27 protein-coding genes are annotated in these 22007 nt (G+C 73.5%); 24 read left to right on the top strand and 3 right to left on the bottom strand.

Features of this window, described 5'->3' with window-relative positions; all coding sequences use genetic code 11:
- Positions 1-104: 104 nt before the first annotated feature.
- Entirely contained in the window at positions 105-647 is a 543-nt protein-coding gene (locus J2S63_RS18130) for a hypothetical protein (protein WP_310305196.1), read from the top strand.
- Positions 648-751: 104 nt separating this feature from the next.
- Here the strand turns inward: J2S63_RS18130 and J2S63_RS18135 are convergent, their stop codons facing one another.
- On the bottom strand, positions 752-2620 hold the full coding sequence (locus J2S63_RS18135; RefSeq protein WP_310305199.1) for a hypothetical protein: 1869 nt from the start codon (positions 2618-2620) through the stop codon (positions 752-754).
- A gap of 220 nt (positions 2621-2840) precedes the next feature.
- Between J2S63_RS18135 and J2S63_RS18140 the strand changes: the two genes are divergently transcribed.
- The 14 genes from J2S63_RS18140 to J2S63_RS18205 all read left to right on the top strand — a co-directional run bounded on the left by J2S63_RS18140 (position 2841) and on the right by J2S63_RS18205 (position 12580).
- Positions 2841-3542 carry an ATPase, T2SS/T4P/T4SS family gene (locus J2S63_RS18140; protein WP_310305202.1) on the top strand — a complete coding sequence of 234 codons (702 nt, stop codon included), beginning with the start codon at positions 2841-2843 and terminating at the stop codon, positions 3540-3542.
- A 66-nt stretch (positions 3543-3608) separates the two neighbouring features.
- A complete protein-coding gene (locus J2S63_RS18145; protein ID WP_310305204.1) occupies positions 3609-4292 on the top strand; it encodes a DUF5343 domain-containing protein in 684 nt (227 codons plus the stop codon).
- A complete protein-coding gene (locus tag J2S63_RS18150) occupies positions 4289-4822 on the top strand; it encodes a TIGR02391 family protein (protein ID WP_310305207.1) in 534 nt (177 codons plus the stop codon). Before J2S63_RS18145 ends, J2S63_RS18150 begins: the two co-directional genes overlap by 4 nt.
- Positions 4823-4920: 98 nt before the next feature.
- Positions 4921-5085 carry a hypothetical protein gene (locus tag J2S63_RS18155; protein WP_310305210.1) on the top strand — a complete coding sequence of 55 codons (165 nt, stop codon included), beginning with the start codon at positions 4921-4923 and terminating at the stop codon, positions 5083-5085.
- Entirely contained in the window at positions 5082-5324 is a 243-nt protein-coding gene (locus tag J2S63_RS18160; protein WP_310305214.1) for a hypothetical protein, read from the top strand. Before J2S63_RS18155 ends, J2S63_RS18160 begins: the two co-directional genes overlap by 4 nt.
- Positions 5321-6142, top strand: a complete 822-nt coding sequence (locus J2S63_RS18165; RefSeq protein WP_310305217.1) for a hypothetical protein — start codon at positions 5321-5323, stop codon at positions 6140-6142. The genes J2S63_RS18160 and J2S63_RS18165 overlap by 4 nt, the downstream gene beginning before the upstream one ends.
- Complete coding sequence (locus tag J2S63_RS18170) at positions 6139-6330, top strand: hypothetical protein (protein ID WP_310305221.1); 192 nt, start codon at positions 6139-6141, stop codon at positions 6328-6330. Before J2S63_RS18165 ends, J2S63_RS18170 begins: the two co-directional genes overlap by 4 nt.
- Complete coding sequence (locus tag J2S63_RS18175) at positions 6327-6527, top strand: hypothetical protein (RefSeq protein ID WP_310305224.1); 201 nt, start codon at positions 6327-6329, stop codon at positions 6525-6527. Before J2S63_RS18170 ends, J2S63_RS18175 begins: the two co-directional genes overlap by 4 nt.
- Positions 6524-8020 (top strand): terminase large subunit domain-containing protein, encoded by a 1497-nt coding sequence (locus tag J2S63_RS18180; RefSeq protein ID WP_310305227.1) that lies wholly within the window; start codon positions 6524-6526, stop codon positions 8018-8020. The genes J2S63_RS18175 and J2S63_RS18180 overlap by 4 nt, the downstream gene beginning before the upstream one ends.
- Before the next feature lie 473 nt (positions 8021-8493).
- Positions 8494-8655, top strand: coding sequence for a hypothetical protein (locus J2S63_RS18185; RefSeq protein ID WP_310305230.1), 162 nt, complete (start codon positions 8494-8496; stop codon positions 8653-8655).
- Positions 8652-11162: a bifunctional DNA primase/polymerase gene (locus tag J2S63_RS18190; RefSeq protein ID WP_310305233.1), complete on the top strand. Its 2511-nt coding sequence runs from the start codon at positions 8652-8654 to the stop codon at positions 11160-11162. Before J2S63_RS18185 ends, J2S63_RS18190 begins: the two co-directional genes overlap by 4 nt.
- A 452-nt stretch (positions 11163-11614) precedes the next feature.
- Complete coding sequence (locus tag J2S63_RS18195; RefSeq protein WP_310305236.1) at positions 11615-12193, top strand: recombinase family protein; 579 nt, start codon at positions 11615-11617, stop codon at positions 12191-12193.
- Positions 12190-12423, top strand: coding sequence for a hypothetical protein (locus tag J2S63_RS18200; protein ID WP_310305237.1), 234 nt, complete (start codon positions 12190-12192; stop codon positions 12421-12423). Before J2S63_RS18195 ends, J2S63_RS18200 begins: the two co-directional genes overlap by 4 nt.
- Positions 12407-12580 (top strand): hypothetical protein, encoded by a 174-nt coding sequence (locus tag J2S63_RS18205; RefSeq protein ID WP_310305239.1) that lies wholly within the window; start codon positions 12407-12409, stop codon positions 12578-12580. The genes J2S63_RS18200 and J2S63_RS18205 overlap by 17 nt, the downstream gene beginning before the upstream one ends.
- Here the strand turns inward: J2S63_RS18205 and J2S63_RS18210 are convergent.
- A complete protein-coding gene (locus tag J2S63_RS18210) occupies positions 12577-13227 on the bottom strand; it encodes a DUF4145 domain-containing protein (RefSeq protein ID WP_310305242.1) in 651 nt (216 codons plus the stop codon). The two genes, J2S63_RS18205 and J2S63_RS18210, sit on opposite strands and share 4 nt — an antisense overlap.
- 51 nt (positions 13228-13278) lie before the next feature.
- Positions 13279-14835: a recombinase family protein gene (locus J2S63_RS18215; RefSeq protein ID WP_310305247.1), complete on the bottom strand. Its 1557-nt coding sequence runs from the start codon at positions 14833-14835 to the stop codon at positions 13279-13281.
- Positions 14836-14846: 11 nt separating this feature from the next.
- Between J2S63_RS18215 and J2S63_RS18220 the strand changes: the two genes are divergently transcribed.
- From J2S63_RS18220 to J2S63_RS18260, 9 genes are all read left to right on the top strand, one after another.
- A complete protein-coding gene (locus tag J2S63_RS18220) occupies positions 14847-15551 on the top strand; it encodes a TadA family conjugal transfer-associated ATPase (RefSeq protein WP_310305250.1) in 705 nt (234 codons plus the stop codon).
- Positions 15551-16402, top strand: a complete 852-nt coding sequence (locus J2S63_RS18225) for a type II secretion system F family protein (protein ID WP_310305252.1) — start codon at positions 15551-15553, stop codon at positions 16400-16402. Before J2S63_RS18220 ends, J2S63_RS18225 begins: the two co-directional genes overlap by 1 nt.
- Positions 16399-17313 carry a type II secretion system F family protein gene (locus J2S63_RS18230; protein ID WP_310305254.1) on the top strand — a complete coding sequence of 305 codons (915 nt, stop codon included), beginning with the start codon at positions 16399-16401 and terminating at the stop codon, positions 17311-17313. Before J2S63_RS18225 ends, J2S63_RS18230 begins: the two co-directional genes overlap by 4 nt.
- Positions 17314-17327: 14 nt before the next feature.
- Positions 17328-17531, top strand: a complete 204-nt coding sequence (locus J2S63_RS18235) for a hypothetical protein (protein ID WP_374725123.1) — start codon at positions 17328-17330, stop codon at positions 17529-17531.
- Positions 17528-17926: a TadE family protein gene (locus J2S63_RS18240; RefSeq protein ID WP_310305257.1), complete on the top strand. Its 399-nt coding sequence runs from the start codon at positions 17528-17530 to the stop codon at positions 17924-17926. Before J2S63_RS18235 ends, J2S63_RS18240 begins: the two co-directional genes overlap by 4 nt.
- Positions 17923-18360: a hypothetical protein gene (locus tag J2S63_RS18245; RefSeq protein ID WP_310305262.1), complete on the top strand. Its 438-nt coding sequence runs from the start codon at positions 17923-17925 to the stop codon at positions 18358-18360. The genes J2S63_RS18240 and J2S63_RS18245 overlap by 4 nt, the downstream gene beginning before the upstream one ends.
- Positions 18357-18791, top strand: a complete 435-nt coding sequence (locus J2S63_RS18250) for a pilus assembly protein TadG-related protein (RefSeq protein WP_310305265.1) — start codon at positions 18357-18359, stop codon at positions 18789-18791. The genes J2S63_RS18245 and J2S63_RS18250 overlap by 4 nt, the downstream gene beginning before the upstream one ends.
- Positions 18792-18953: 162 nt before the next feature.
- Positions 18954-19613, top strand: coding sequence for a heme oxygenase-like domain-containing protein (locus J2S63_RS18255; protein ID WP_310305268.1), 660 nt, complete (start codon positions 18954-18956; stop codon positions 19611-19613).
- Positions 19610-21895, top strand: a complete 2286-nt coding sequence (locus J2S63_RS18260; RefSeq protein ID WP_310305270.1) for a SpoIIE family protein phosphatase — start codon at positions 19610-19612, stop codon at positions 21893-21895. The genes J2S63_RS18255 and J2S63_RS18260 overlap by 4 nt, the downstream gene beginning before the upstream one ends.
- Positions 21896-22007: the final 112 nt, after the last annotated feature.

Genomic DNA, 22007 nt, shown 5'->3' on the forward strand with positions numbered 1-22007 from the left:
CAGTCTGACAAGAACAGGAGCACTATCGAGGTGAAGGTTGTGCTCCGACGGGGGCCGCAGATCAGCCCCAGGAGTGCCGGAGCACCCGATCTCTGGAGGGGATCATGGCCACCACGCTCCACACCACCGCACACGACCACAGGCTCCACGAGCTGACCGAGAACCACGCGGTCGCCTTGCTCGGCGGCCTCACCCGGCTCTCCCTGGGCTGGATCTTCCTGTGGGCGTTCCTCGACAAGACCTTCGGCCTCGGTCACGAGACCGCGTCGAAGGACTCCTGGCTCAACGGCGGCAGCCCGACCAAGGGCTTCCTCGGCTTCGCGGCCGCAGGACCGTTCAAGGGCCTCTACAACGACCTCGCCGGCCAGACCTGGGTGGACTGGCTCTTCATGCTCGGGCTGCTGGGCATCGGCGTGGCCCTGCTCGCAGGTGTCTTCATGAACCTCGCCGCCTGGGCCGGCACGGTCCTCCTGGTCCTCATGTGGACCGCGGTCCTGCCCCCCGACAACAACCCGTTCATGGACGATCACCTCGTCTACGCGCTGGTCCTGCTGACCCTGGCCGCCCTGGGCGCCGGCCGTTGGCTCGGACTCGGCGACTGGTGGGAGCGTCAGGACGTGGTGCAGAAGCACCCCGTGCTGCGGTAGTTCCCCTCCGAGGCCGGCCCCGTCGCTCACGCACCGACGGGGCCGGCGCACGTCTGCGCGACCCAGGTGTGCGCCGGGGCGCGGCGGTGAGGGGAGTGCTCGGGTCAGCCGGAGGCGACCCGGTCGCGGACCGTCGTGCCGGGAGCCGGCGCCTCGCGGGCGCAGGCCGGCAGGTCGCTCCAGGACGAGAGGTCCGAGGAGCTGCGGAGGATCTGGCGCATCATGCGGACGAAGCAGGTGCGGTCCAGGAGCCGGTCCCGCGGGGTCAGGGCGCCGCCGAGGGTCTGCCAGGCAGTGTCGGAGTAGAACGTCGGGGCGTCCGGGACGCGCTGGGGGTCGTCGTCGACGACCTCGTAGACCGCCATGGCCTGCCACCAGTTCCCGTGCGCCGGCTGCTGGAGGTAGACCCGGCGGAAGGCCGGGCTCACCTCGAGGTAGGGGATGAGCCCCCCGGCGTCGAAGGTGAGCGTCGCCCAGCCGGTCGCGACGATGTAGGCGGGGTGCCGGGTCCGGACGAAGTTCAGCAGGTCGCACTCGAAGATCGACCCGAACCGCTCGTCCGACCTGGTCATGACCAGCGCACGGCCCTTGCACCCGGGCGCGCCATGGGTCCGTCCGCGGAAGCCCGATCGCTCGCTCCAGTAGAGCCGGTTGTCGGAGCTGCCCGGAGGTGCGGCGTACTGCGGGATGAGCTCGAGGTCCACCTTCGCGTGGGAGGCGAGCCAGTAGAAGCTGCAGTACTGCAGGGTGCAGCCGACGGTCCGACCCTCGGCGTGCTCGGAGAGCCAGTCGGCCACGTCGTGCGAGGCCTGGATCTGCCACCCCTGCTGGTCGGCGGGGCGCCGTGAGCCGGCCGACACGGCTCCGGAGGCGGCTGTGGTCACGACCATCGCCAGCGCTGCGACCACCCCGACCGCGCCGGCGGCCCGCCGCAGCCTCGGGGCACGGGCGGGGGACGGGCGGCGCGCCAGGCCTCGGGCTACGAGGGCACCGACGAGGAAGGCGATCCCGGAGGGGAGCAGGGCGGCGTTGCGGGTCGCGAGGCCGGCGCTGGCGGAGTAGATCGCGAGACCGGACCCGCTCGCGCACAGCAGCAGCCCGGTCAGCTCGAGCGGTCGGTCGACCCGAGGCGCCGACCACAGGATGATCACCACGGTCAGGGCGGCGAAGGCGATGAACAGGGGCGAGTCCACGAACGCCTGGTGCTGCACGCGGTCGGGGGCGGCCACCGCTGCGTCGAGGAACGAGGTGCCCGTGGCGCCCGCGGTGAGGACTGTGGCGTAGTACGTCGCCGGCACGGTGGCGACCACGAGGAGTCCGGACACCCAGCGCGGCAGGTGGGTGCGGATCAGGACGACGGCGGCCACGCACAGCGGGATCGCCAGTGCCCCCGTCTCCTTGGTCAGGATCGAGACGACGGTCGCCAGGCACGCCACGACGACCCAGGGCCGGCTGGTGCGAGGCCCTGTCGTGGCGAGGACCGCTGCCACCAGCGCCATGACGGTGGTGGCGCAGACCCAGCCGTCGGGCACGAAGTAGGAGCCGCCCGAGACCAGCGTCCACGGCTGCGCGACGGCGGCCACGCCTGCCGCGACGGCGGCCGTCCACGACCGGGTCAGGCGGAGCGTGAGGAGCCCGCCCAGCGGGGCCAGCAGGACCAGCGGCAGCCGCGAGACCCAGATCGAGGCGGCGAGGCTCTCGTGGACGAGCCACGGCGCCGTGAGGGCGAGGGGGTAGACGGGGCGGTCCCACCAGTGGAGGGGAGTGCCGTCGATGAGCCGGTATCCGTCGCCGTGGATGACGTTGTAGCCGACCGAGAGGTAGGCGCTGCCGTCGGAGTTGAGCCACCACGCACCGAGCACCACGAACCAGAGCACGCCCGCCGCCGTGAGGACGACCAGGAGCAGTGCGACGAGACGCCGGTCCGACGAGGAGTGGTCCGCGGTCGGCTCGATCGGCTCGGTCGGGGGCATGAGCGGCAGTGTAGGGACCACCCCGTCGCGCGCTGCCGGCCCCCGGGGGCTGCCTCGGGGAAGCCGAGACCGTCATGTGATCTGCGCCACACTGGTCGAACAGGAGTGACCCGAGGAGACTGCTGTGGCGGGTTGTCCACAGATGGCGGACACCCGAGGTGTGCAGCTCCTCCGCCCGGGTGAAAGTGGCCCGCAAGCACCAAGTGAAGGCCCGGGGGACATGAGCCTGCACATCACCTCCTCGGACGAGGCGATCCGCGACGCGCTCGACGCGCACCTGCGAGAGGTCGTGCGTCGCGACGGCGTCGACCCGCAGCGCGACCACGCCGCCGTACGCCGCCTCGCCACGTCGGTCGTCCGGGCCCACGACGAGCGCAGCCTCACCGGCGCGGTGCTCCCGGTCGTGGACTCCGAGGCCCTGGTCGACGAGCTCGTCGCCAACCTGGCCGGCTACGGCCCGCTCCAGCGCTACCTCGAGGACCCGTCGGTCGAGGAGATCTGGATCAACGACCCGGCGCGCGTGTTCATCGCTCGGGCGGGTCGCCACGAGCTGACGCCGGTCGTCCTCACCCGGGCCCAGGTCGCCGAGCTCGTCGAGCGGATGCTCAAGTCCAGCGGCCGCCGCGTCGACATCAGCCAGCCGTTCGTCGACGCGATGCTGCCGGGCGGGCACCGCCTTCACGTGGTCCTCGAGGGCATCTCGCGCGGGTTCAGCGCCGTCAACATCCGCAAGTTCGTCGTGCGCGCGGCGCGGCTCTCCGACCTGGTCGCCCTGGGCAGCCTCACGCAGCCGGCCGCCGACTTCCTCTCGGCCTCCGTGAGCGCCGGTCTCAACATCGTCGTGAGCGGCGGCACTCGGGCCGGGGGATTACAGCGATATTTGGCCCCGGGCCGCCCCTCTTACGCCCCGGCGTGTGCATAACCTGTCCGCCCATGTCGGTCGTCGCAGGTATGGTCTCGGCATTTACCTGTACCTAGAGGGGGACCCGTGGCGACCTATCCGTACATCTCCGGCCAGGCGGCGCTTGCCGCGGCCTTTGCGCAACTCCGCAAGGGCGGCTGGTCGAAGGTGGATGCTGGCTACCTGCAGCGGTTCAACATCGCCCCCGCCAACGAGTCGTACGTGATCTCCATCCTGCGGTTTCTGGGCATCGTCGACGATGAGGGCAACCGGGTCGCGGACAACACGCAGTTCTTCTACGGCAACGACGAGGCCTTCAAGGAGGGCCTCGACGCGACGCTTCGCCGCGCCTACGCGCAGTTGTTCGACGAGATGGGGGACGGAGCGTTCGAGGCCGAGAAGCAGGACCTGACCCACTGGTTCCGCGCCGCCGACAGGACCTCGGACCTCGTGGGGCAGCGCCAGGCGTCGACTTTCCAGACCCTCTCCGCGATCGCGGGGCATGGGGACGTCCCGGTCGCGCGGACGGCGACCGCCAAGAAGGCCGCCTCGGGCACGAACGGCTCGGCCAAGAAGGCGACCGCCAAGAAGGCCTCGGCCAAGCAGACGGAGAAGCCTGTCGGCGGCGACGGCGACGGCGTCAAGTTGAAGGCTCAGGGCGTTCAGGACGTCGGGCTGACGGTCCGCATCGAGGTCAACCTCCCGCCCGGGGGCGACGCCGACACCTACGACGCGATCTTCGCGAGCATCAAGAAGCACCTGATGTCGTGAGCGAACCGCTCGACCGCTTCGAGCGGATCACGCGGTCGGTCGGCGCGGCACCGGCCGCCCTGTCAGTCGAGGCCGCCGACAGCGCCACCGCCACGGACGCGGCCGTGATCGAGGTGGTCGAAGTCGAGGAGCCGCACCCGTTCGAGTCGCGGAACATCCACCCGGACCTGCCCAAGAAGGTCCGGTCGCTGTTTGACGACGGCTACTGGGAGGATGCCGTCTTCTCCGCCTTCAAGTTCATCGAGAAGGAGGTCAAGCGGATCTCCAACGTGCGGAGGAAGGTCGGATTCGACCTCATGATGGACGTCTTCAACGAGAACGCGCCGAAGGTACAACTGAACGCCCTCGCCAACGACTCCGACGTCGACGAGCAGCGCGGATACCGGCATATGTTCGCGGGTGCGACCGCGGGCATCCGCAACCCGCGCGGCCACGAGGTCGAGGTTGGCGACACCCCGGACGAGGCCCTGGACTACCTGGCCCTCGCCTCGCTGCTCCTGCGGAGGCTCGACGCCGCTGGCCTCCGCTAGGAGGATGCCCTGGCTGCACAGCATCCGGCGAAGTCGCGTAATGATTGACCTGAGGAAGCCGACACCTTGAGTTGAGAGGAACGGCTTCCATGTCAGAAATGCCCACCGTGAGCGCCGCGTGCGCCCGCCTCGCAGCACTCCGGCGCTGGAGATGCGAGGACGACCCCGGCGTGGTGCAGGCCGAGCGCGACCTGGTCGTCGCCCATGCCGCCGCTCTGACCGCCGAGGCTGCCCGCCTGCTCCGCGGGGAGGCCCGGCCGTGATCGAGCCCTACCGCTACGCCAACGGCGAGGTTCACGGCGGTCCCCCCGAGCCGCCCGACCCCTGGTCGGGCACCGAGACCCCCAGCCTCGCCGCGGAGTCGTCACCGCGGCGGGGCCGGGGCACCAGCCGCCTCGTCCTGCGAGCCCGCCGCGTGCGCGACGACCCGCAGTGGGCGAGCCGGTCGCCGGAGAGCAAGCGGCGCCTGCTCGACCTGGACGAGAGGGAGGCGCGGCGGTGAGCGCCGTCGCGTGCCAGGTCTGCGGCCTGGCCACCGACCAGCGCCCGGAACGGCGCCTGGTCCGCACGCCCGCGGGCGTGGCGGTCGGCCAGGGCTACGAGGTCGGCACCTGCGACGACTGCGCCGCGCTCGACCCGGCCCGCCCGGGGCTCGCCGTCCGCGCCGCGCTCCGCGTTCTGGGCAAGGAGGAGGCCGACGACGTGCTCGCCGCCAAGGCGTTCGAGGAGGCCGGGGTCGACGTCACCGAGGTCCTCTACGACCGCGGCGACGACCGCGGCGGCCGGGGGGCGCGAGGCCCGCAGCGCAAGGCGTTCGCCCACGTCGGCGCCGACGGCCTGGCCGCCCTCCGGCTCGGCTACGCCAAGGTGCTCGACATGCGGGTCCACGCCGCGACCCGCGACCGGGCGGTGCCGCCGACCGCCCCGCCGGAGGGCCACCCGCCCGCCTGCGTGGCGTGCGGCGTCGCCCGGTCGGCCGGGTGGGCCACAGTGCGGACCAAGGCGCTGACCCGCGGGCCGGACTTCCTCGACGGCTGCGTGTGCTCCACCTGCGCCGAGGTCCTGCGCGACGTCGGCGCGGTCGGCGCGACCTTCCTGGAGCGGGCGGCCATGCAGGCCAAGGGGATCGACTGGGTCGCTGGCGCGAGGGTGCCGGGCCTGCAGGCGTGGGTCGCCACCGGCCTCCCGCCGGGCGAGCCGTGGGGGTGGGTCGACCTGGCCCTGCCCGAGCCGGAGATGGACCCCCTGGCCCTTCTCCGGTCCCAGGTGGCCGACCTCCAGCGCGAGGTCGCGGTGCTGCGCGAGGCGGTGGCCCGGTGAGCGGCTTCTGCGGTGACCGCGCGTGCGCCAACCGGGTGCAGTTCTTCCTCATGACGCCGGACGACGAGGGCATCGCCGAGCCGTGCGCGGCCTGCCTCGCGGCGCTCGCGGCGACGCTGGAGGTCGGCGGCCCGGCGGCGTCCCTGCGCGACCTGCACCGCGCGGTCCTGGCGAGGGGCGCGGCGTGACCGCGGCGACCGTGGTCACGTTCCGGGCCGAGGAGGCCGAGGCGCGCCTGGCCCGCTTCGCCGAGTGGGCCGGGGGCGCCGTCGAGGTCGAGGACCTCGGCAACCTCGAAGGCCACCGCCGCTACCGCGTGGACGCCGAGCGGTGGGCGGCGTACACCCGGGCCACGGCGCCGAAGCGGGCGAGGCCGACGCGGTGAGCGAGGCCGCCTACAACGTCGCCCTGACCCTGCGCGTGGTCGCGGGCACGTCCGAGCCGGCGCCGTGGGGGTCCGTCGCCGACGCCCGGCAGCGGGCCGACATGCGAGCCCTGCTCGCCGGGGACGACTCCCGGCAGCACGTCTGGCAGCGCGCCCGCGGCTACATGAAGACCACCGACTCCGGCGTCGCGGCGCTCGCCGCGCTGCTGACCGACGTGCCCGCCAACGGGGTCGTGCAGGTGTTCGCGGTCGACCTGGAACAGGCCCGCAAGATCATGACCGCGATCCGCACCGCGGCCGCCCACCTGCCGTCCGTGCCCCTGAAGGTCACCGCGAGCCGGGTGACCCGCACCGACAACGACGCCGCGATCGTGGTCGAGACCTCCGACGCAGCGTCGGCGCTCGGGGCCAGCCCGCACCTGCTGATCCTCGACGAGTTCGCGAACTGGAAGGACACCGCGTCGTTCCAGGACCTGTGGGACAACGTCTACTCGGGCCTGCCCAAGCAGGGCAACGCGCGCATCCTCATCGTCACGTCGGCCGGGCCGATCGGGACCTGGCCCCACGGGCGGCTGACCACCTTCCAGGGCTCGAAGCACTGGCGCTACAGCCTCGCGCCCGGCCCGGCCCCGTGGCGCACGCCCGAGGACCTGGAGCGGCAGCGGGAGGGCCTGTCGTCGGCGGCGGCGTTCCGCATGTTCCACCTCAACGAGTTCACGACGCCCGAGGACGGCCTGGTCGGCGAGGAGGACCTGGCCGCCGCGGTCGCGGAGGGCGTCCGCGTTCGGCCGTACGACCCGCGGCACGCCTACGTCGTGACCGCCGACCTCGGCGTCGTGAAGGACGCCACCGTGGTCACCGTGTGCCACCGCGAGGGTGACCGCGTGGTGCAGGACGTCCTCGCCCGGTGGCTGCCGCGGCACGGCCGCCACGTCCGCCTGGACGACGTCCGCGACGAGGTCGCGCGGCTGCACGCCGAGTACGGCAGCGCCCCGGTGCGGATCGACCCGAGCCAGGCAAGGCAGATGGTCCAGGGGCTGCAGGAGACCGGGGTCCTGATCGAGACGGTCACGATCGACGCCAACTACAACCACGCCTGCGCGACGGCCCTGCAGCAGGCGTTCGAGCGGCGCCGGGTCGACCTGCTCGACGTGCCCGAACAGACGGCGGAACTGGGCACGGTGGTGGTCAGGACGCGGACGTCGGGCGGCAAGGAGACGGTCGCCCTCGACTCGACCGGCAACGGCCACGACGACATCGCCGACGTGCTCGGCATGGCCGCCGAGTTCCTCATGTCGCGGCCGTACTTCGGCGTGCCCTCGATCAACAACGCGGCCGCCCTGCGCGGCACCGAGATCCGCCGCGGCGGCGGCGCCCGGGAGGGCGTGCGGCTCGGCAAGCGGGACCTCGGCACCGTGCCCAACAACACCCGCCGCAAGGTGCCGGGGGCGCCGGGGGCCTACGAGCGGTTCCGCCGGCGCGTGGGCTACTAGGGCGGTCCGTCGAGGGTCCGGGCCTACCGGCGCGGCACCCGCGTCACCGTCGCCGGCGCCTTCTCTGGACCGCCGAGGGCCGCCGGGTGCCCAGGTGCGCGGGCACCCCTGGCCGGGCGAGAGATGGGCACCGTGCAGGGCCTGGCCAAGTCCGAGGGGGCGGGCGCGCGGGATGATGGGAGCGGAGTTCGCCCGTCTCCGTGCGCTGAGCCCCGGCCGCTTGCTCTGACGGCCGGGGCTCGGCCGTCTCCGCACTTGGCCGAACCCAAGCTAGGATGGAGCCTGCGGGATGACGGGCAGTCACCCACCGGCGCCAGTACGGGCGTACCGCCGGTCGGGGCCTCGACCGCGAGAACGCCCTCCGGGACGGCCCAAGCATCGCGGCAGCCGTGGACGTGCAAGCCGCACGCACGGATGGGCAAACTCCCGTGATCCCCACGAGGACAACGACACTGGCCGCGTACGCGCGCGCCGTGAAGCACAACGAGCCGCCCGAGGTCGTCGCCGACGCCCTCGCGCTCGACACCGCGGCCCGGCTGCAGGAGCAGATCCTGGCCGCCTTCGACCGCTCGCCGATCGACCCCGACGACGCCGACGAACTGGCCGACCTGCTCCGGTCCGGGGGTGCGTCATGACGCTGTTCCCCGACCCGGCCGGGCCGTACGAGGCCGCCGCCGAGGCGTACCGCGACGCTGGCATGGCGCCGATCTCCCTTCCCTGCAAGGCGAAGTCGCCGCCGGTCGCCGGCCACACCGGCAGCAAGCACCGCGGCGTGTACGCGGAGACCGACGCCGACCTCCGCTTCCACGCCCAGATGCGCCGAAAGGGCAACGTCGGGGTCCGGCTGCCCGAGGACGTGGTCGGCATCGACGTCGACGTCCGCCACGCGGGCGACACGACGGTCGCCATGCTGGCGGCCGCCCTCGGGCCGCTGCCGCCGACGCTGCACTCAACGTCGCGCGACGACGGGTCGCGGATCGCGTTCTACCGCGTGCCCACCGGCCTGCGGTGGCGCGACGTGGGCGAGGGCGTAGAGACGGTGTGGTGGGGCTCGCGGTACGCCGTGGCGTGGCCGAGCGTCCACCCCGACACCGGCGCGGTCTACCACTGGCACACGGCCGACGACGAGCGGCTCGACGGGGTCCCCAGCGAGGGCTGGGCGCTCGCCGCCGCCCTCCCCGCGGCGTGGGTCGACGCGCTGACCTCCGACGTCGAGGAGAGCGACGGCCCGGTCGACCTGGCGGTCCTCCGACCGGACGTCGCGCGAGCGCGGGTGCGGGGCACGCTGGACTGGCTCCGTGAGGCGAAGGACGGCGAGCGCAACAAGCGGATCTACGACGCGGGCGTGCTGCTCGGCGGGTTCTGGGCACGGCTGCCCGACGACGTCACCGAGGAGGACGACCTCACCCACGAGGCGCTGCAGGAGGCGGCACGCAAGGCGTTCGCGGACCTCGGCGTCGCCCCCGACGAGCCGAAGGCGAACGACACGCTGCAGCGCGGGTGGGAGGCGGGGCTGCGGGCACCGGCTGCCGACAACGACTGGGACGGCGACGTCGGGAGCCCGGCCGACGACTTCGCCCCGGAGCCGGGCGAGCGGCCCCGCAAGCGCATGTCGGTGGACGTAGCCAACGACAGCGACGCGCTGCAGTGGTGCAAGCGGGCCGTCGGCACCGGCGACCTGGCCGGGATGTTCCTCCGCGGCGACGAACTGGTCTACACGGCCAGGGTCGGGGAGGCCGGGTACGTGCCGCCCGCCGGCAAGAAGGAGCAGGAGGACGGGACGGTCCGGTACGACGAGGACGGCCCCGCCCAGGTCCGGCGCCTGTCCGCGCGCACGCTCGCGGCGTACGTCGACCACCACACCCGCGTCTACAAGTCCACGCAGAAGGCCGGGCCGGTGCCCGCGATCTTCCCCGAGGTCATCGCGGGCCGGGCGCTCTCCGCCCCGGAGTTGCTCGGCGGCGCGCGGCGGCTCAACGGCGTGACCACCGTGCCGCTGGTGCTCCACGACGGGTCGGTGCTCTCCGAGCCCGGCTACCACCGCGGCAGCGGGCTGCTCTACCTGCCGACGCGGGAGACGCCGGCGGTGCCGGGCCGGCTGACGCGGGCCGACGCGGAGGCCGCGCTGGCCACCCTGCTCGACGTCGTCGCGGACTTCCCCTTCGTGAGCGAGCACGACCGGGCCAACTGGCTCGCCGCGCTCCTCACGCCGGTCATGAAGGTGCTCGTGCCGCCGCCCTACCCGCTGGTCGCGATCGGCGCCCCGTCGGCGGGCTCGGGCAAGTCGCTGCTCGCGTGGGTCCTGCGCGAGGTCGTGGGCGGGGTCTTCCGGTCCGAGATGGCCCGCGACGGGCAGGAACTCCGCAAGCAGATCACGACCATCCTCGACAAGACGGTGGGGGCGTTCGCGCAGTTCGACAACGTGCGCGGCACCCTGCGGTCGTCCGCGCTGGAGGGCCTCCTCACGTCCGACGTCTGGTCCGACCGGCTGCTCGGCGAGAACACGGAGGTCACCGCCCCGAACGACCGGGTGTGGGTGCTCACCGGCAACAACCTGTCCCTCGGCGGCGACCTGCGGCGCCGGACGGTGTGGTCGTGGATCGACGCCAAGATGGAGCGCCCGGAGGAGCGGACGGCGTTCCGGCACACCAACCTCAAGGCCCACGTCCGCGAGCACCGGGGCGACCTGCTCGCCGCGATGGTCACGGTGGTCGCGGCCTGGGTCCAGGCCGGTCGGCCCAGCGCCGGCGGCGGGGGGCGGTCCGACGACTTCGCCGAGTGGCAGCAGGCGACCCGCGGCGTGCTCGCGTTCGGCGGCTTCACCGGGGTCGTCAACCACGCCGACACGGTGCGGCGGTCCAACCTCTCCGACGAGGACGAGGCGGGGACCCTGTTCGAGGCGCTGTTCCGGCGCTGGGGGTCCCGGCCGTGGACCCCCCGCGAGACCAGCGACGCCGTCGAGATCGAGGACGGGATCGTCGAGGACGACCTCCCGGGCAGGCTCGCCGAGAAGGTCGGGCGGCCGGGGTTCAGCAAGTCGCTCGGGTGGTGGCTGTCGGACCACGAGGGCCAGGTCCACCGCGGCGTGACGCTGCACCGCTCCGGCACGAAGAAGTGGCGGCTCGACCACGACCTGCTCTGAGGCGGGCCGTCAGGGGTGCCCCGGCCGGGCCTGTCGGCCGGGGCGCCCCGGGGGCCGGCGGGAAACCGCAAACCGCCCGCTCCGGGGGCGCCGGGGGTTGGGCGGTTTTGTGGGCGGTTTCGGTTTCCGGGCCTACCTGGGTTGGGGTCGATCTTGCTCCCTGCAGAAGCAGGGAGAACAGAGAAGTGGCTTTGGGAGTGCGCCGGGGGCAGTGCCCCCGACCCCGACGGGGCGTGAAACAGAAACCGCCGGAGAAACCGCCCGGCGGCCCCGCACGGTGCTGCACCCCCGGCGCGGCGGTTTCTCGGCCCCGGCGGTTTCCCACCGACCCCGGCGGGCCGTCTGGGGTCAACCCGTGAGCCGTCAGCGGACCGTCCGGGGACTGGGCATATTTGGGGTTGACGCTTCAACCATCCCGGCCCGGACGGGCCGACAACGACAGGGGACCACCCATGCCAGCCATCGTCGGCTACCGCCGCGTGAGCACCGCAGACCAGCGCCTCGACCGGCAGATCCTGGGCGGCTGCGACCGGATGTACGAGGACACGGCCAGCGGCAAGGACCGCGACCGGCCGGGGCTCGCCGCCTGCCTGGCCTACGTCCGCGAGGGGGACACCCTGCGCTGCCACAGCGCCGACCGCCTCGCCCGGAGCCTGGCCGACCTGATCGCCACCGTGGACGACCTGACCGCCCGCGGCGTGCGCGTCGAGTTCATCAAGGAGGGCCTGACCTTCGAGCGCGACTCCGCGGACCCCTACGCCCGCTGCCTGTTCCAGGTCATGGGCGCGTTCGCCGAGTTGGAGCGCAACATGATCCGCGCCCGGCAGGCCGAGGGGATCGCCCTCGCCCGGCAGCGCGGCGCGTACGTCGGCCGGATGCCCGCGCTGTCCCCGGAGGAGGTCAGGACGGCCCGGCAGCGGCACGCCGACGGCGTCACGCTGGCCCGGCTCGTGCGGGACTACGGCGTCGCCAAGAGCACGATGCAGGCGGCGCTCGCGGGCACCGGCGTGTACGCCGCGGTGGCGTCGTGACCGCCCTCGACGTGTCCGACCCCGTCGCCCTGGAGGCCGCCCTGGAGGCCCTGCCCGAGGGCACCTGGGTCGAGGTCGACGCCGGCGTCGAGGTCCTCCGCGTCGTGCGCGTGCCCGGCGGGTGGCACCTGCCCGGCGACCTCGCCGTCGCGTCCGCGGACGTCGTGGACGGCGAGCCGGGTAGCGTCGTCGTCCTGACCGAGGAGGGCGCCGGTGTGCAGGCAGTGTGAGAGCGGCGCGGAGGCCGCGGAGTCGTACGACGTCCTGGCCGAGGACGACCTGGAGGGCCTCACCCCGGAGCAGCGCGAGCGCGCCGCCGCGACGTGGGCCGAGAGCCCTACCGAGGCCACGCGCCGCGCGACGCAGGCGCTGCGCGACGACCGCTAGGGCGCCGGAGGCTTCGCCTTCTTAGCAACGCGGGCCGCCTTGCGCTTCTCCAGCCGGGCCGGGGACTGGTACACCTCGTCCAGGACCTCGGCCATGAGTTCGACGACCTCCTCGGCCTCCTCCTTCGTGACCGGTTCGACGAAGTCCCCGTGGGCCATGTCGTTGCCGAAGTGCCGGATCTCGTGCGCCTGCTCTTGCGTGTGCTTCCGGATGTGGTCGCCGTCGCGGAGCGCGTCGATCCGCTTCTCCAGGTTGCGCCCCTCGGCCTTCTTGTCCTTGGCGGTCGCCTCGATGACCGCGCGAGCGAGGGCGCCTGCGGCCCGGTAGGCCCCGACGGCGAGGCACAGAGTCGCTTCGCTGGCGGCCTCGCCGATGTGGGTCGGCACATCCTCGAACTCGATGACCTCGAGGTGACGCGGGAACCATCTGGGGGATGACCACTGGTGGTTGTCCGCGGTGTCCGACGGGTACATGCCCGCGCTGTAGAAGGTGGTCCGTTCGGTCGCCATGTTGAGCCGCTTGCAGTTCGGGCACTTGTACACGGCGTCTGCGAAGACTCCACCACCGATCGCCGGTGACGCGTGGAGGTGGGAGACCGGCTCCATGTACGCCAGGCGGCCGCAGTGCCCGCAGTTCGTGCTTGCCATGTCAGGCACCCTATGTGGGGCCGCCGACAGCGCGAGAGCGGTTCCGGCCCGTCACGCTGGTTCGGCCACCCAGGACTCGTCCGGCTTCCAGTCGAACAGTAGGCGCGCCCGCACCTGTTCCCGCGTGCGGCGCCCGGGCCTGCCCTTGAGCACGGTGACCCGGGAGAGCACGTCGTCGAGCACGCGGCGCTGCGCCGCCTCGTCGCCTTCGGCTGCCTCCCACGCCTCGCGGTAGGTCTGGCCGGTCGCGACCCACTCCCACCGGAGCACTGGACGCCTGGCGAGCGCCGCCTCCCGCTGCCGACGCAGGGCCTTGATTTGGGTCGCGAGCGAGTCGTACTCGGCGTCGTCGGCGTCGAGTTGCTGGGCCTGCAGCGCGCGGATGTCGAGGGCCAGGTCGGCGGCGTCCTCGGCGCCGCCCGCGTCGGCCGTCTCGACCCGGTGCATGCGCGCGGTGTCGCCCCACCCCCGCAGGAACTCCTCGACCACGACGTCCTCGAAGTTGCTGATGGACATGCGGCACTTCGGGCAGTTGTAGCCCGGCCTGCCGTTGATGAAGTTCCGCCACATGCGCTGGCCGCCGTCGAGGCCCTCGCACGCGCAGACCACGAGGCCGCTGAGCAGCCCGCTGGTCTGCTTGCGCGCCGCCCGCGGCCGGTTCTGCGGCTTGTCTGCGGCGTCGAGCCCGGCGACCATCGCGGTCCAGTCGCCGCGCGACATGACGGCCAGGTGCTCGTGAATCACCACGCGCCCGACGGCGTCGGTCATGACGCCCTCGCCCCGGCGCTTGCTGCCGACGTTGCCGGGGTTGGACGGGACCGCCCCGTACAGGAACGGGTGCCGGAGGATGCGCTCGACGGAGGACCACGACTCCCACGTCGTCGGCAGCCCCTCGGTCTCGACCGGCTCCCTGCCGTCCGGCAGGTCGGCGTTGTGTCGGAGCGCGCGGGCCAGGCGGGGCGGGGTGGCCCCGGCCTCGTTGAGCCACATGCGGACGCTGTGGATCGAGTCGCCCCGGCGCACGCGCTCGACCATGCCCTTCACCCAGCCGATCGTCTCGGCGTCCTGCACGTACACGTAGCCGATGCCGTCCGCGGCCCGCACGCGGCGGTAGCCGTAGCAGACCGTGCCGCCCGGCGCCCGCCCGTCGGCCAGGACCTTCTGGCGCGAGTCGGCCACGCGCGCCGAGATGTCGTCGGCGGTCATCTCGGCGACGGCCGCGAGCACGGAGGCGACGATCTTGCCGACGGGGGAGTCGAGCGAGAAGCCCTCGTTGACGCTCGCGAGCGACCGGCCCTGGTCCTGGAGCGCGCGGACCGTCGCCCAGAACGCGTTGAAGTTCCGCGACAGCCGGTCGATCCTGTAGACGACCACGCAGTCGAAGTCGGCTTCCGCGAGGGCGCGCCACCCGGGTCGCTCCGCGGGGTCGACCTTCGACCCGCTGGTGTCCGGGTCGGACCACACGCCGACCACGCTCATGCCCTGGGACTCGGCCCACTTGCGGCACCGGTCCTCCTGCACGGCGAGGGACACCGTGTCCTTGTCGCCCTTCCGCGTCACGCTCTGCCGCAGGTACAGCGCCGCCCGGCGCTGGCTACTCTCGGTCATGTCGGCTCCTCGTGTGCCGTCCAGACCCCCGGTGGTGCCAGCCACGCGGGGGTCGCCTGTCTCGCCCCCATTATTACCGCTTTCCGACCCCGGGGCGCACCCAGGCGGGCAAGACCACCATGCTCAACACCCTCGCGGCCGCCATCCCCGGCGGGCAGCGGGTGGTCAGCACCGAGGAGGTGTTCGAGCTCGACTTCCGGCACCCCGACTGGGTCGCCCTCCAGACGCGGCAGAGCGGGCTCGAGGGCACCGGCGAGATCCGGCTGCGCGACCTGGTCAAGGAGAGCCTGCGCATGCGGCCCAGCCGCCTCATCGTCGGGGAGGTGCGCGCCGAGGAGTGCCTCGACCTGCTGCTCGCCCTCAACGCCGGGTTGCCCGGCATGGCGTCGCTGCACGCCAACAGTGCCCGCGAGGCGCTGGTCAAGATGTGCACGCTGCCGCTGCTCGCGGGGGAGAACATCTCGGCGCGCTTCGTCGTCCCGACCGTGGCCTCGTCGGTGGACCTGGTGGTCCACCTCGGGCTGGACCCCGACGGCGTACGACGCGTGCACGAGGTGGTGGCCGTCCCCGGCCGGGTGGAGGGTGACGTGATCGAGACCGAGCCCGTCTTCGTGCGTCGCGACGACACTCTGGTGCGCGCCAACGGCACGCCTCCGCGGCCCGAGCGCTTCGCGCGCGCCGGCATCGACCTCACCCGCATCCTCGGGGGCCGGTGATGGGGGCGTTCGTCGGGCTGCTGCTGGGCGTCGGCCTCCTGCTGGTGTGGAGCGCGTTCTCCACGCCGGCGCCGGAGCGGTCCGCCCGTCCCGCGTCCGCACTGAGGGAGCAGCTCGACCGGGCCGGCCTGGCCGGCACGTCACCGCGCACCGTCGTGGCCGCGAGTGCGGCCCTCTTCCTCGTGGCGTTCCTGACGGTGCTCGTGATCTCCAGGACCGTGCCGGTGGCGTTCGTCTTCGCGGCGATGGGCGCCTACGCCCCTCTTGCCTGGGTGGCCGCACGGGGCCGCTCGCGGCAGCAGGAGCTGGCCGAGGTGTGGCCCGACGCGGTGGACAACCTCGCCAGCGCCGTCCGAGCCGGTCTCTCGCTGCCGGACGCCCTCGCCGGCCTCGGTGACCGCGGTCCCGAGCCACTGCGCGAGGCCTTCCAGGTGTTCGCCCGTGACTACCAGGCCTCGGGCCGGCTCGGCGACTGCCTCGACGCGCTCAAGGTGCGGCTGGCCGACCCGGTCGGCGACCGGGTGGTCGAGGGACTCCGGGTGGCCCGCGAGGTCGGCGGCGGCGACCTGGGCCGTCTCCTGCGCAACCTGTCGGCCCACCTCCGCGACGACTCTCGGACCCGCTCCGAGCTCGTGGCGCGGCAGAGCTGGGCGGTCAACGGCGCGCGGCTGGCGGTGGCGGCGCCCTGGCTCGTCCTGCTCCTCATGTCCTTCCAGCCCGACGTGATCGCGCGCTACTCCTCGCCCGGCGGCGTCGTGGTGCTCGTCCTCGGTGCGTCGCTGTGCCTGTTCGCCTACCGCGCCATGCTCCGGATCGGTCGCCTGCCCACCGAGAAGCGGGTGCTGTCGTGAGCTGGTCGGTCACCGGAGGGCTCGCGGGGCTGGGGCTCTCGCTCGGAGCGCTGCTGGTCGTCGCGCACGTCCAGGCCAGGCGCCGGCCCGACTTCGCCGGCCGAGTGCTGCGCCACCTCACCGACCTGCCCGAGCTCGGCGGCGGACGGGTGCCGGCGGGCGCATCCGCCGGGCGCCGGCTCCTCGGGCTGCTGGCCGCCGGGATCGGCGACGTCCTCGGTGGGGCCACCTCGGTGCGCCGCCGCCTCGAGCGTGCCGACCTCGACCTCTCCGTCGCCGAGTTCCGCGTGCAGCAGGCGATCTGGGGCCTGGTCGCGCTGTGCGGGTTCGGGGCGCTGACCGTGCTGGTTGCCCTCCGCAGCCCCTCCAGGGTCGTGCCCATGGTGGTCCTGACCCTGGTCGCCGGCGCGCTCGGCGTGCTGCTGCGCGAGAACCGCCTCACCGCGCAGGTGCGCGCCCACGAGGGCGAGGTGCTGGCCGAGCTGCCCGCCCTGGCCGAGCTGCTCGCCCTCGCGGTCGCTGCCGGCGAGGGCCCGGTGGCCGCTCTCGACCGCGTGGTCGGGCGCAGTCGCGGTGCCCTGTCGCGTGAGCTCGCGCGGGTCCTCGCCGCGATGCGGACCGGCACGCCGGTCTCCACGGCCTTCGACGACTACGCCGCCCGCACCGGTCTGCCGGTGGTGGCCCGGTTCGCCAGCGGGCTCGCCGTCGCCGTCGAGCGCGGCACCCCACTGGCCGAGGTCCTGCACGCCCAGGCGGCCGACGTACGCGAGGCGCAGCGGCGGGCCCTCATCGAGTCGGGTGGTCGTCGCGAGATCGCGATGATGGTGCCAGTCGTCTTTCTTGTCCTTCCGACAACAGTCATGTTCGCGTTCTGGCCCGGCCTCGTCGGGCTCCGTCTGGTCACACCCTGACCCTGGAGGTAGCAGTGCAGCTCATCGTCACCCACCTGATGGCGTTCTTCGCCAGCCTGTTCGCGCGCACGTCGAGGCGCACGGCCGACGAGCGCGGCGACGTGCCCGGCTGGGTCCTGGTGACCGTCATGACCGCCGGCCTGGTGGCCGGGCTCTGGGCGGTTGCCGGCCCCGAGCTGGAGCGCATGCTCCGCGAGGCGCTGCAGTCGGTGTCGTGATCCCGCCCGCACCGGGCCGTCGCGACCAGCAGGGAGCGGCGGTCGTCGACTTCGTGCTGGTCCTGGTCGTCCTGGTGCCGCTCTTCCTCGGCATCCTGCAGGTCGGCCTCGTGCTCCACGTGCGCAACACCCTCACCTCCGCCGCGTCCGAGGGGGCGAGGTACGCCGCCCGCGTCGACCGCGGCCTCGAGGACGGACGAGCACGTGCCCGCGAGCAGGTCGCCGACGCCCTGACCGGCGACCTCGCGGCCGCGGTCACCGCCCGTGCCACCACCGTCCAGGGCCAGCCGGGTGTCGAGGTCGAGGTCTCCGCCGACGTGCCCGCCCTCGGAGTCTGGGGCCCCGCCCTGCACCTCGACGTCACCGGCCACGCCGTGAAGGAGACGCTGCCGTGAGACGCCGCACCGACCAGGGCTCTGCGCTCGTCGAGGTGACGTGGCTGTCGCTGCTGCTCCTCGTCCCGCTGGTCTACGTGATGGTCTCGGTCTTCGCCGTCCAGTCCGGCTCGTTCGCGGTCAGTGGTGCCGCACGGGCCGCGGCCCGGGCCTACTCGCTCGCGCCCGACGAGGCCTCCGCACCAGCCCGGGCCCGCGCGGCGGCTGCGGTGTCCCTCGCCGACCACGACATCCGGGCCGGCGACGCGGTCGTGACCGTCACGTGCCGCCCCGACCCGGCCAACTGCCTCGCGCCCGGCAGCCTCATCACCGCGGTCGTCCGGCACCAGGTGGTGCTGCCGCTGGTCCCCTCCGCGCTCGGTCGCCAGGCGCCGAGCTTCCGGGTCGAGGCCCGCAGCACGGTCTCCTACGGCACCTTCCGGGAGGACAGGTGAGACCCGGGAGGGACGAACGTGGCCAGACCGCGCTGCTGATCGTGGGGTTCTTCCTCGTGGCCGTGCTGCTCGTCGTCGTGGTGGTCGACGCGTCGGCGGCCTACCTCCGGCGGCAGGAGCTCGACGCCCTGGCCGACGGCGCCGCCCTCGCCGCGGCCGACGGGCTCCAGGGAGCGCAGGTCTACGAGCAGGGGCTGGGGGAGCGGGCCGCGATCGACCAGGGGCTGGCCCGTGCGCTGGTCGCGGACTACCTCGACCGCCTGGGCGCGCGACGCGACCATCCCGGCCTGGTGCCGGAGGTGACCGTGCGCGCGGACTCCGTCGACGTCGTCGTACGCGCGCCGCTCGAGCTGCCGCTCGTGCCGCCCGGCTGGACGTCGGGCAGCCGGGTCACCGGGCGCGCCTCGGCCTTCGTCGCGGTCAGCGACTGACGTGCCGGCGGTCCCGGTCGGGGCCGAAGGGCCCGACCCGCCCAGGGGGTGATGACCACCGTCAGCTCTGCCCCATAGGGTGAGTCCGCTGCCCCGACAGCGGTGATCCCCGGCTGACCCGAGGACGCCCTGGGGGCGCACGCCCAGCTGAAGGAGGTCACCGTGTCTCGGGAGCACGCCATGGCCACCGGCGAGACGTCGGTGCTGCCACCGGTGCGCCGCTCCGGTCCGCCGGACGCGTTGCGCGTGCTGCGCGAGCGCACCTCGAGCCCCCACGCCGGCCTCGACGCCGGGCTCACCGGCGACGACCGTCGCGTCGCCGACGAGCCGTCCTACCTCCGGCTGCTGCACGTGCTCGCCACCCTCCATGCCGGGGTCGAGGCGCCGCTGCACGAGTGGGTCGGCGTCACCCCGTGGGTCCGCGACGCCCTCGGTGACGTGCCGCTCCCCGCCCGCGCCGGCCTCTTCGCCGACGACCTGGTGAGCCTGGGCGCGACCGCGCCCGACCCCCACCTCGCCGAGGAGTACGACGACGCGCACGGCCTGGCGACCCTCTACCTCCTCGCCGGGTCGTCCAAGGGCGCCCGGGTCCTGCTGCGGGGGTTGCCCGACGACGTGGCGCCCGGCGCCCGGCGTGGTCTCACCGACGCCGCCTCGCGCGACTCCGCCCGCCTGTGGGGTGCGGTGGTGTCCCTGCTGGGCGCGCCGCTGGCGCGGGCCCACCCGAGCACCCACCTCGACCTGGCCGCTGCGGCCGCGGACCGGGCGGCCGGCGTCTTCGGTGCCCTGCACGCACTGGTCGACGGGCGGAGGGCCTCGTGAGCGACGCGACGGCCACCGAGGTCGCCGAGGGCTTCCTCCCGGTCGGTGCCGACATCGACCTCACCAACTGCGAGCGCGAGCCGATCCACATCCCCGGCAGCGTCCAGCCGCACGGCGTCCTGCTCACCACGACCGGCCTCGACGGCACCGTGGTGCAGGTCAGCAGCAACTGCGCCGCCGTCTTCGGCGTGGAGGCCGAGCACCTGCTCGGCGTCCCGGTCGCCGACCTTTTCCACCCCTCCTCGAGCCGCGTGCTGGCGCGCGCGATGGCGGACCCCGCCGCTGACCGCACGATCTCCCCGTGGCGCGTGATGGTGCCGGACGGCTCCGGACGCCCGGTCGTCTACGACCTGCTCGCCCACCACTGGCAGGGCGTCTGGATCATCGAGCTCGAGCAGGCCACCGAGTCCCCGTTGACCGAGAACACCCTCACCGGTGTGCGGACCGCCGTGACCCGGCTGAGCCAGGCGCCCAGTGTGGTCGAGCTGCTGGACCGCGCGGCCCAGATCTTCCGCCAGCTCACCGGCTTCGACCGCGTGATGGTCTACCGCTTCGACCGGGAGTGGAACGGCCAGGTCGTGGCCGAGGCGCGGCGACTCGACCTCGAGCCGTTCCTGGGCATGCACTACCCCGCCTCGGACATCCCGCCGCAGGCCCGTGCGCTCTACACGACCAACTGGCTGCGCTTCATCCGCGACGTCCACGCCGTCAACGCGCCGCTGGAGCCCCCGCTGGACCCGGTCAACGGCGGCTCGCTGGACCTGTCGGGCAGCGCGCTGCGCAGCGTGTCGCCCATCCACTGCGAGTACCTCTCCAACATGGGCGTCACCGCCTCCATGTCGGTCTCGCTCATCATCGGCGGCAAGCTCGCCGGGCTGATCGCGTGCCACCACTACTCCGGTCCGTTCGTGCCGCCGGCGTCGATCCGCGCGACCTCGGAGTTCCTCGCCCACACGCTCTCGCTGCTGCTGGCCAGCCGCGAGCAGGACGAGCGCACGGCGCGCTCCCGGGTGATCCAGGAGGCGCTGGTCGCCTTCGCCCAGGCCGCCAGCAGCCGCGACAGCGACCTCGACGGGCTGCTGACCGCTGCCGCGCCCGAGCTGATGCGCATGCTCGGCGCCACGGGCATGGCCTGGTCGCTCGAGGGCCACGTCGCCACCGCCGGTGACTCCCCGGCGCCCGACGACGTCCTGCGACTGCGGCAGTGGGTCGACGTGCAGCCCTCCGAGCTCATGCTGCACACCGACAAGCTCCCGCTCGACGAGCCGTCGCTGGCCGACCTCGCCCCGCTCGCCAGCGGCCTGCTCGCCCTCCGGCTGGCCGACGGACAGGACGTGATGTTCTTCCGGCCCGAGGTCGTCCACACGGTCAACTGGGGTGGCAACCCCCACCTCAAGGAGCTCCGCGTCGACGGCGACGGGGTGCCGCGGCTCTCCCCGCGCGGGTCGTTCGCCCTGTGGCGCGAGACGGTGCGGGGCAAGGCCGAGGAGTGGGCCGAGCCCGAGCAGGAGGCCGGCCAGCAGCTCGGCGCCCAGCTCATGTCGGTGCTCTACAACCGCCACCGCACGGTCGCCCTGGTCGCGGAGACCCTCCAGCAGTCGCTGCTGCCCGACAGGCTGCCGCAGTCCCCGGGCTGGGGCCTCGCCGGACGCAGCCGTCCGGCCTCCGCGGGCGTGGGCGGCGACTGGTACGACGCCGTGCCCCTGTCCGACGGCCGCCGGCTGCTGGTCGTCGGTGACGTCGCGGGCCACGGTCTGGCCGCCGCCAGCGCGATGGCCCAGCTGCGCAGCAGCGTGCGGGCCTACGCCGTCGAGGACGCCGACCCGGTCCGCGTGCTGCGCCGCGTCGACCAGGCGACCGCCACGCTCTCACCCGATGTCATCGCCACCGTCGTGGTCGCCGTGCTCGACCCCGCGACGGGCGAGGTCGAGGTCGCCTCGGCCGGTCACCCCAACCCGGTGGTCCGCATCTCGGGCCGCACCCACCTGCTCGAGGTCGACTCGCTGCCACCGCTGGGCGTGATCGGCCTGGCCCGCCGCCACGACATCAGCTCCACCCGCCTCACGATGGGCCCTGGCGACGCGCTCCTGCTGGTCTCCGACGGCATGTTCGAGCGTCGCGAGGAGGAGGTCGACGTCTCGCTCCAGGGCCTGGTCGAGCTCACCGAGCGCACCCTGGTCGACCACCCCGTCGTCGAGGCCGCGCTGGCCGAGCTCCTGCACCGCTCGCCCGGCACCTCGATCGACGACGACGTCACGCTGCTGCTCCTGCGCGGCCTCTGACCTGCGGTCCCCCCCTTTCGGGGACTGGTGGACGGCCTCCTCGCCGGGGACCCTGGCCACGACGTCGCTGCCCGACGTCCGGCTGCGTCCGTCCGTCTCGAGGGGGGGATGG

This window comes from Nocardioides marmoribigeumensis (assembly GCF_031458325.1).
Taxonomy (GTDB): domain Bacteria; phylum Actinomycetota; class Actinomycetes; order Propionibacteriales; family Nocardioidaceae; genus Marmoricola_A; species Marmoricola_A marmoribigeumensis.

Bases quoted from the DNA above. Each gene is read 5' to 3' on its own strand.
- J2S63_RS18130 (WP_310305196.1), top strand. From the start codon at position 105: ATGGCCACCACGCTCCACACCACCGCACACGACCACAGGCTCCACGAG.
- J2S63_RS18135 (WP_310305199.1), bottom strand. From the start codon at position 2,620: ATGCCCCCGACCGAGCCGATCGAGCCGACCGCGGACCACTCCTCGTCG.
- J2S63_RS18140 (WP_310305202.1), top strand. From the start codon at position 2,841: ATGAGCCTGCACATCACCTCCTCGGACGAGGCGATCCGCGACGCGCTC.
- J2S63_RS18155 (WP_310305210.1), top strand. From the start codon at position 4,921: ATGCCCACCGTGAGCGCCGCGTGCGCCCGCCTCGCAGCACTCCGGCGC.
- J2S63_RS18190 (WP_310305233.1), top strand. From the start codon at position 8,652: ATGACGCTGTTCCCCGACCCGGCCGGGCCGTACGAGGCCGCCGCCGAG.
- J2S63_RS18195 (WP_310305236.1), top strand. From the start codon at position 11,615: ATGCCAGCCATCGTCGGCTACCGCCGCGTGAGCACCGCAGACCAGCGC.
- J2S63_RS18210 (WP_310305242.1), bottom strand. From the start codon at position 13,227: ATGGCAAGCACGAACTGCGGGCACTGCGGCCGCCTGGCGTACATGGAG.
- J2S63_RS18215 (WP_310305247.1), bottom strand. From the start codon at position 14,835: ATGACCGAGAGTAGCCAGCGCCGGGCGGCGCTGTACCTGCGGCAGAGC.
- J2S63_RS18225 (WP_310305252.1), top strand. From the start codon at position 15,551: ATGGGGGCGTTCGTCGGGCTGCTGCTGGGCGTCGGCCTCCTGCTGGTG.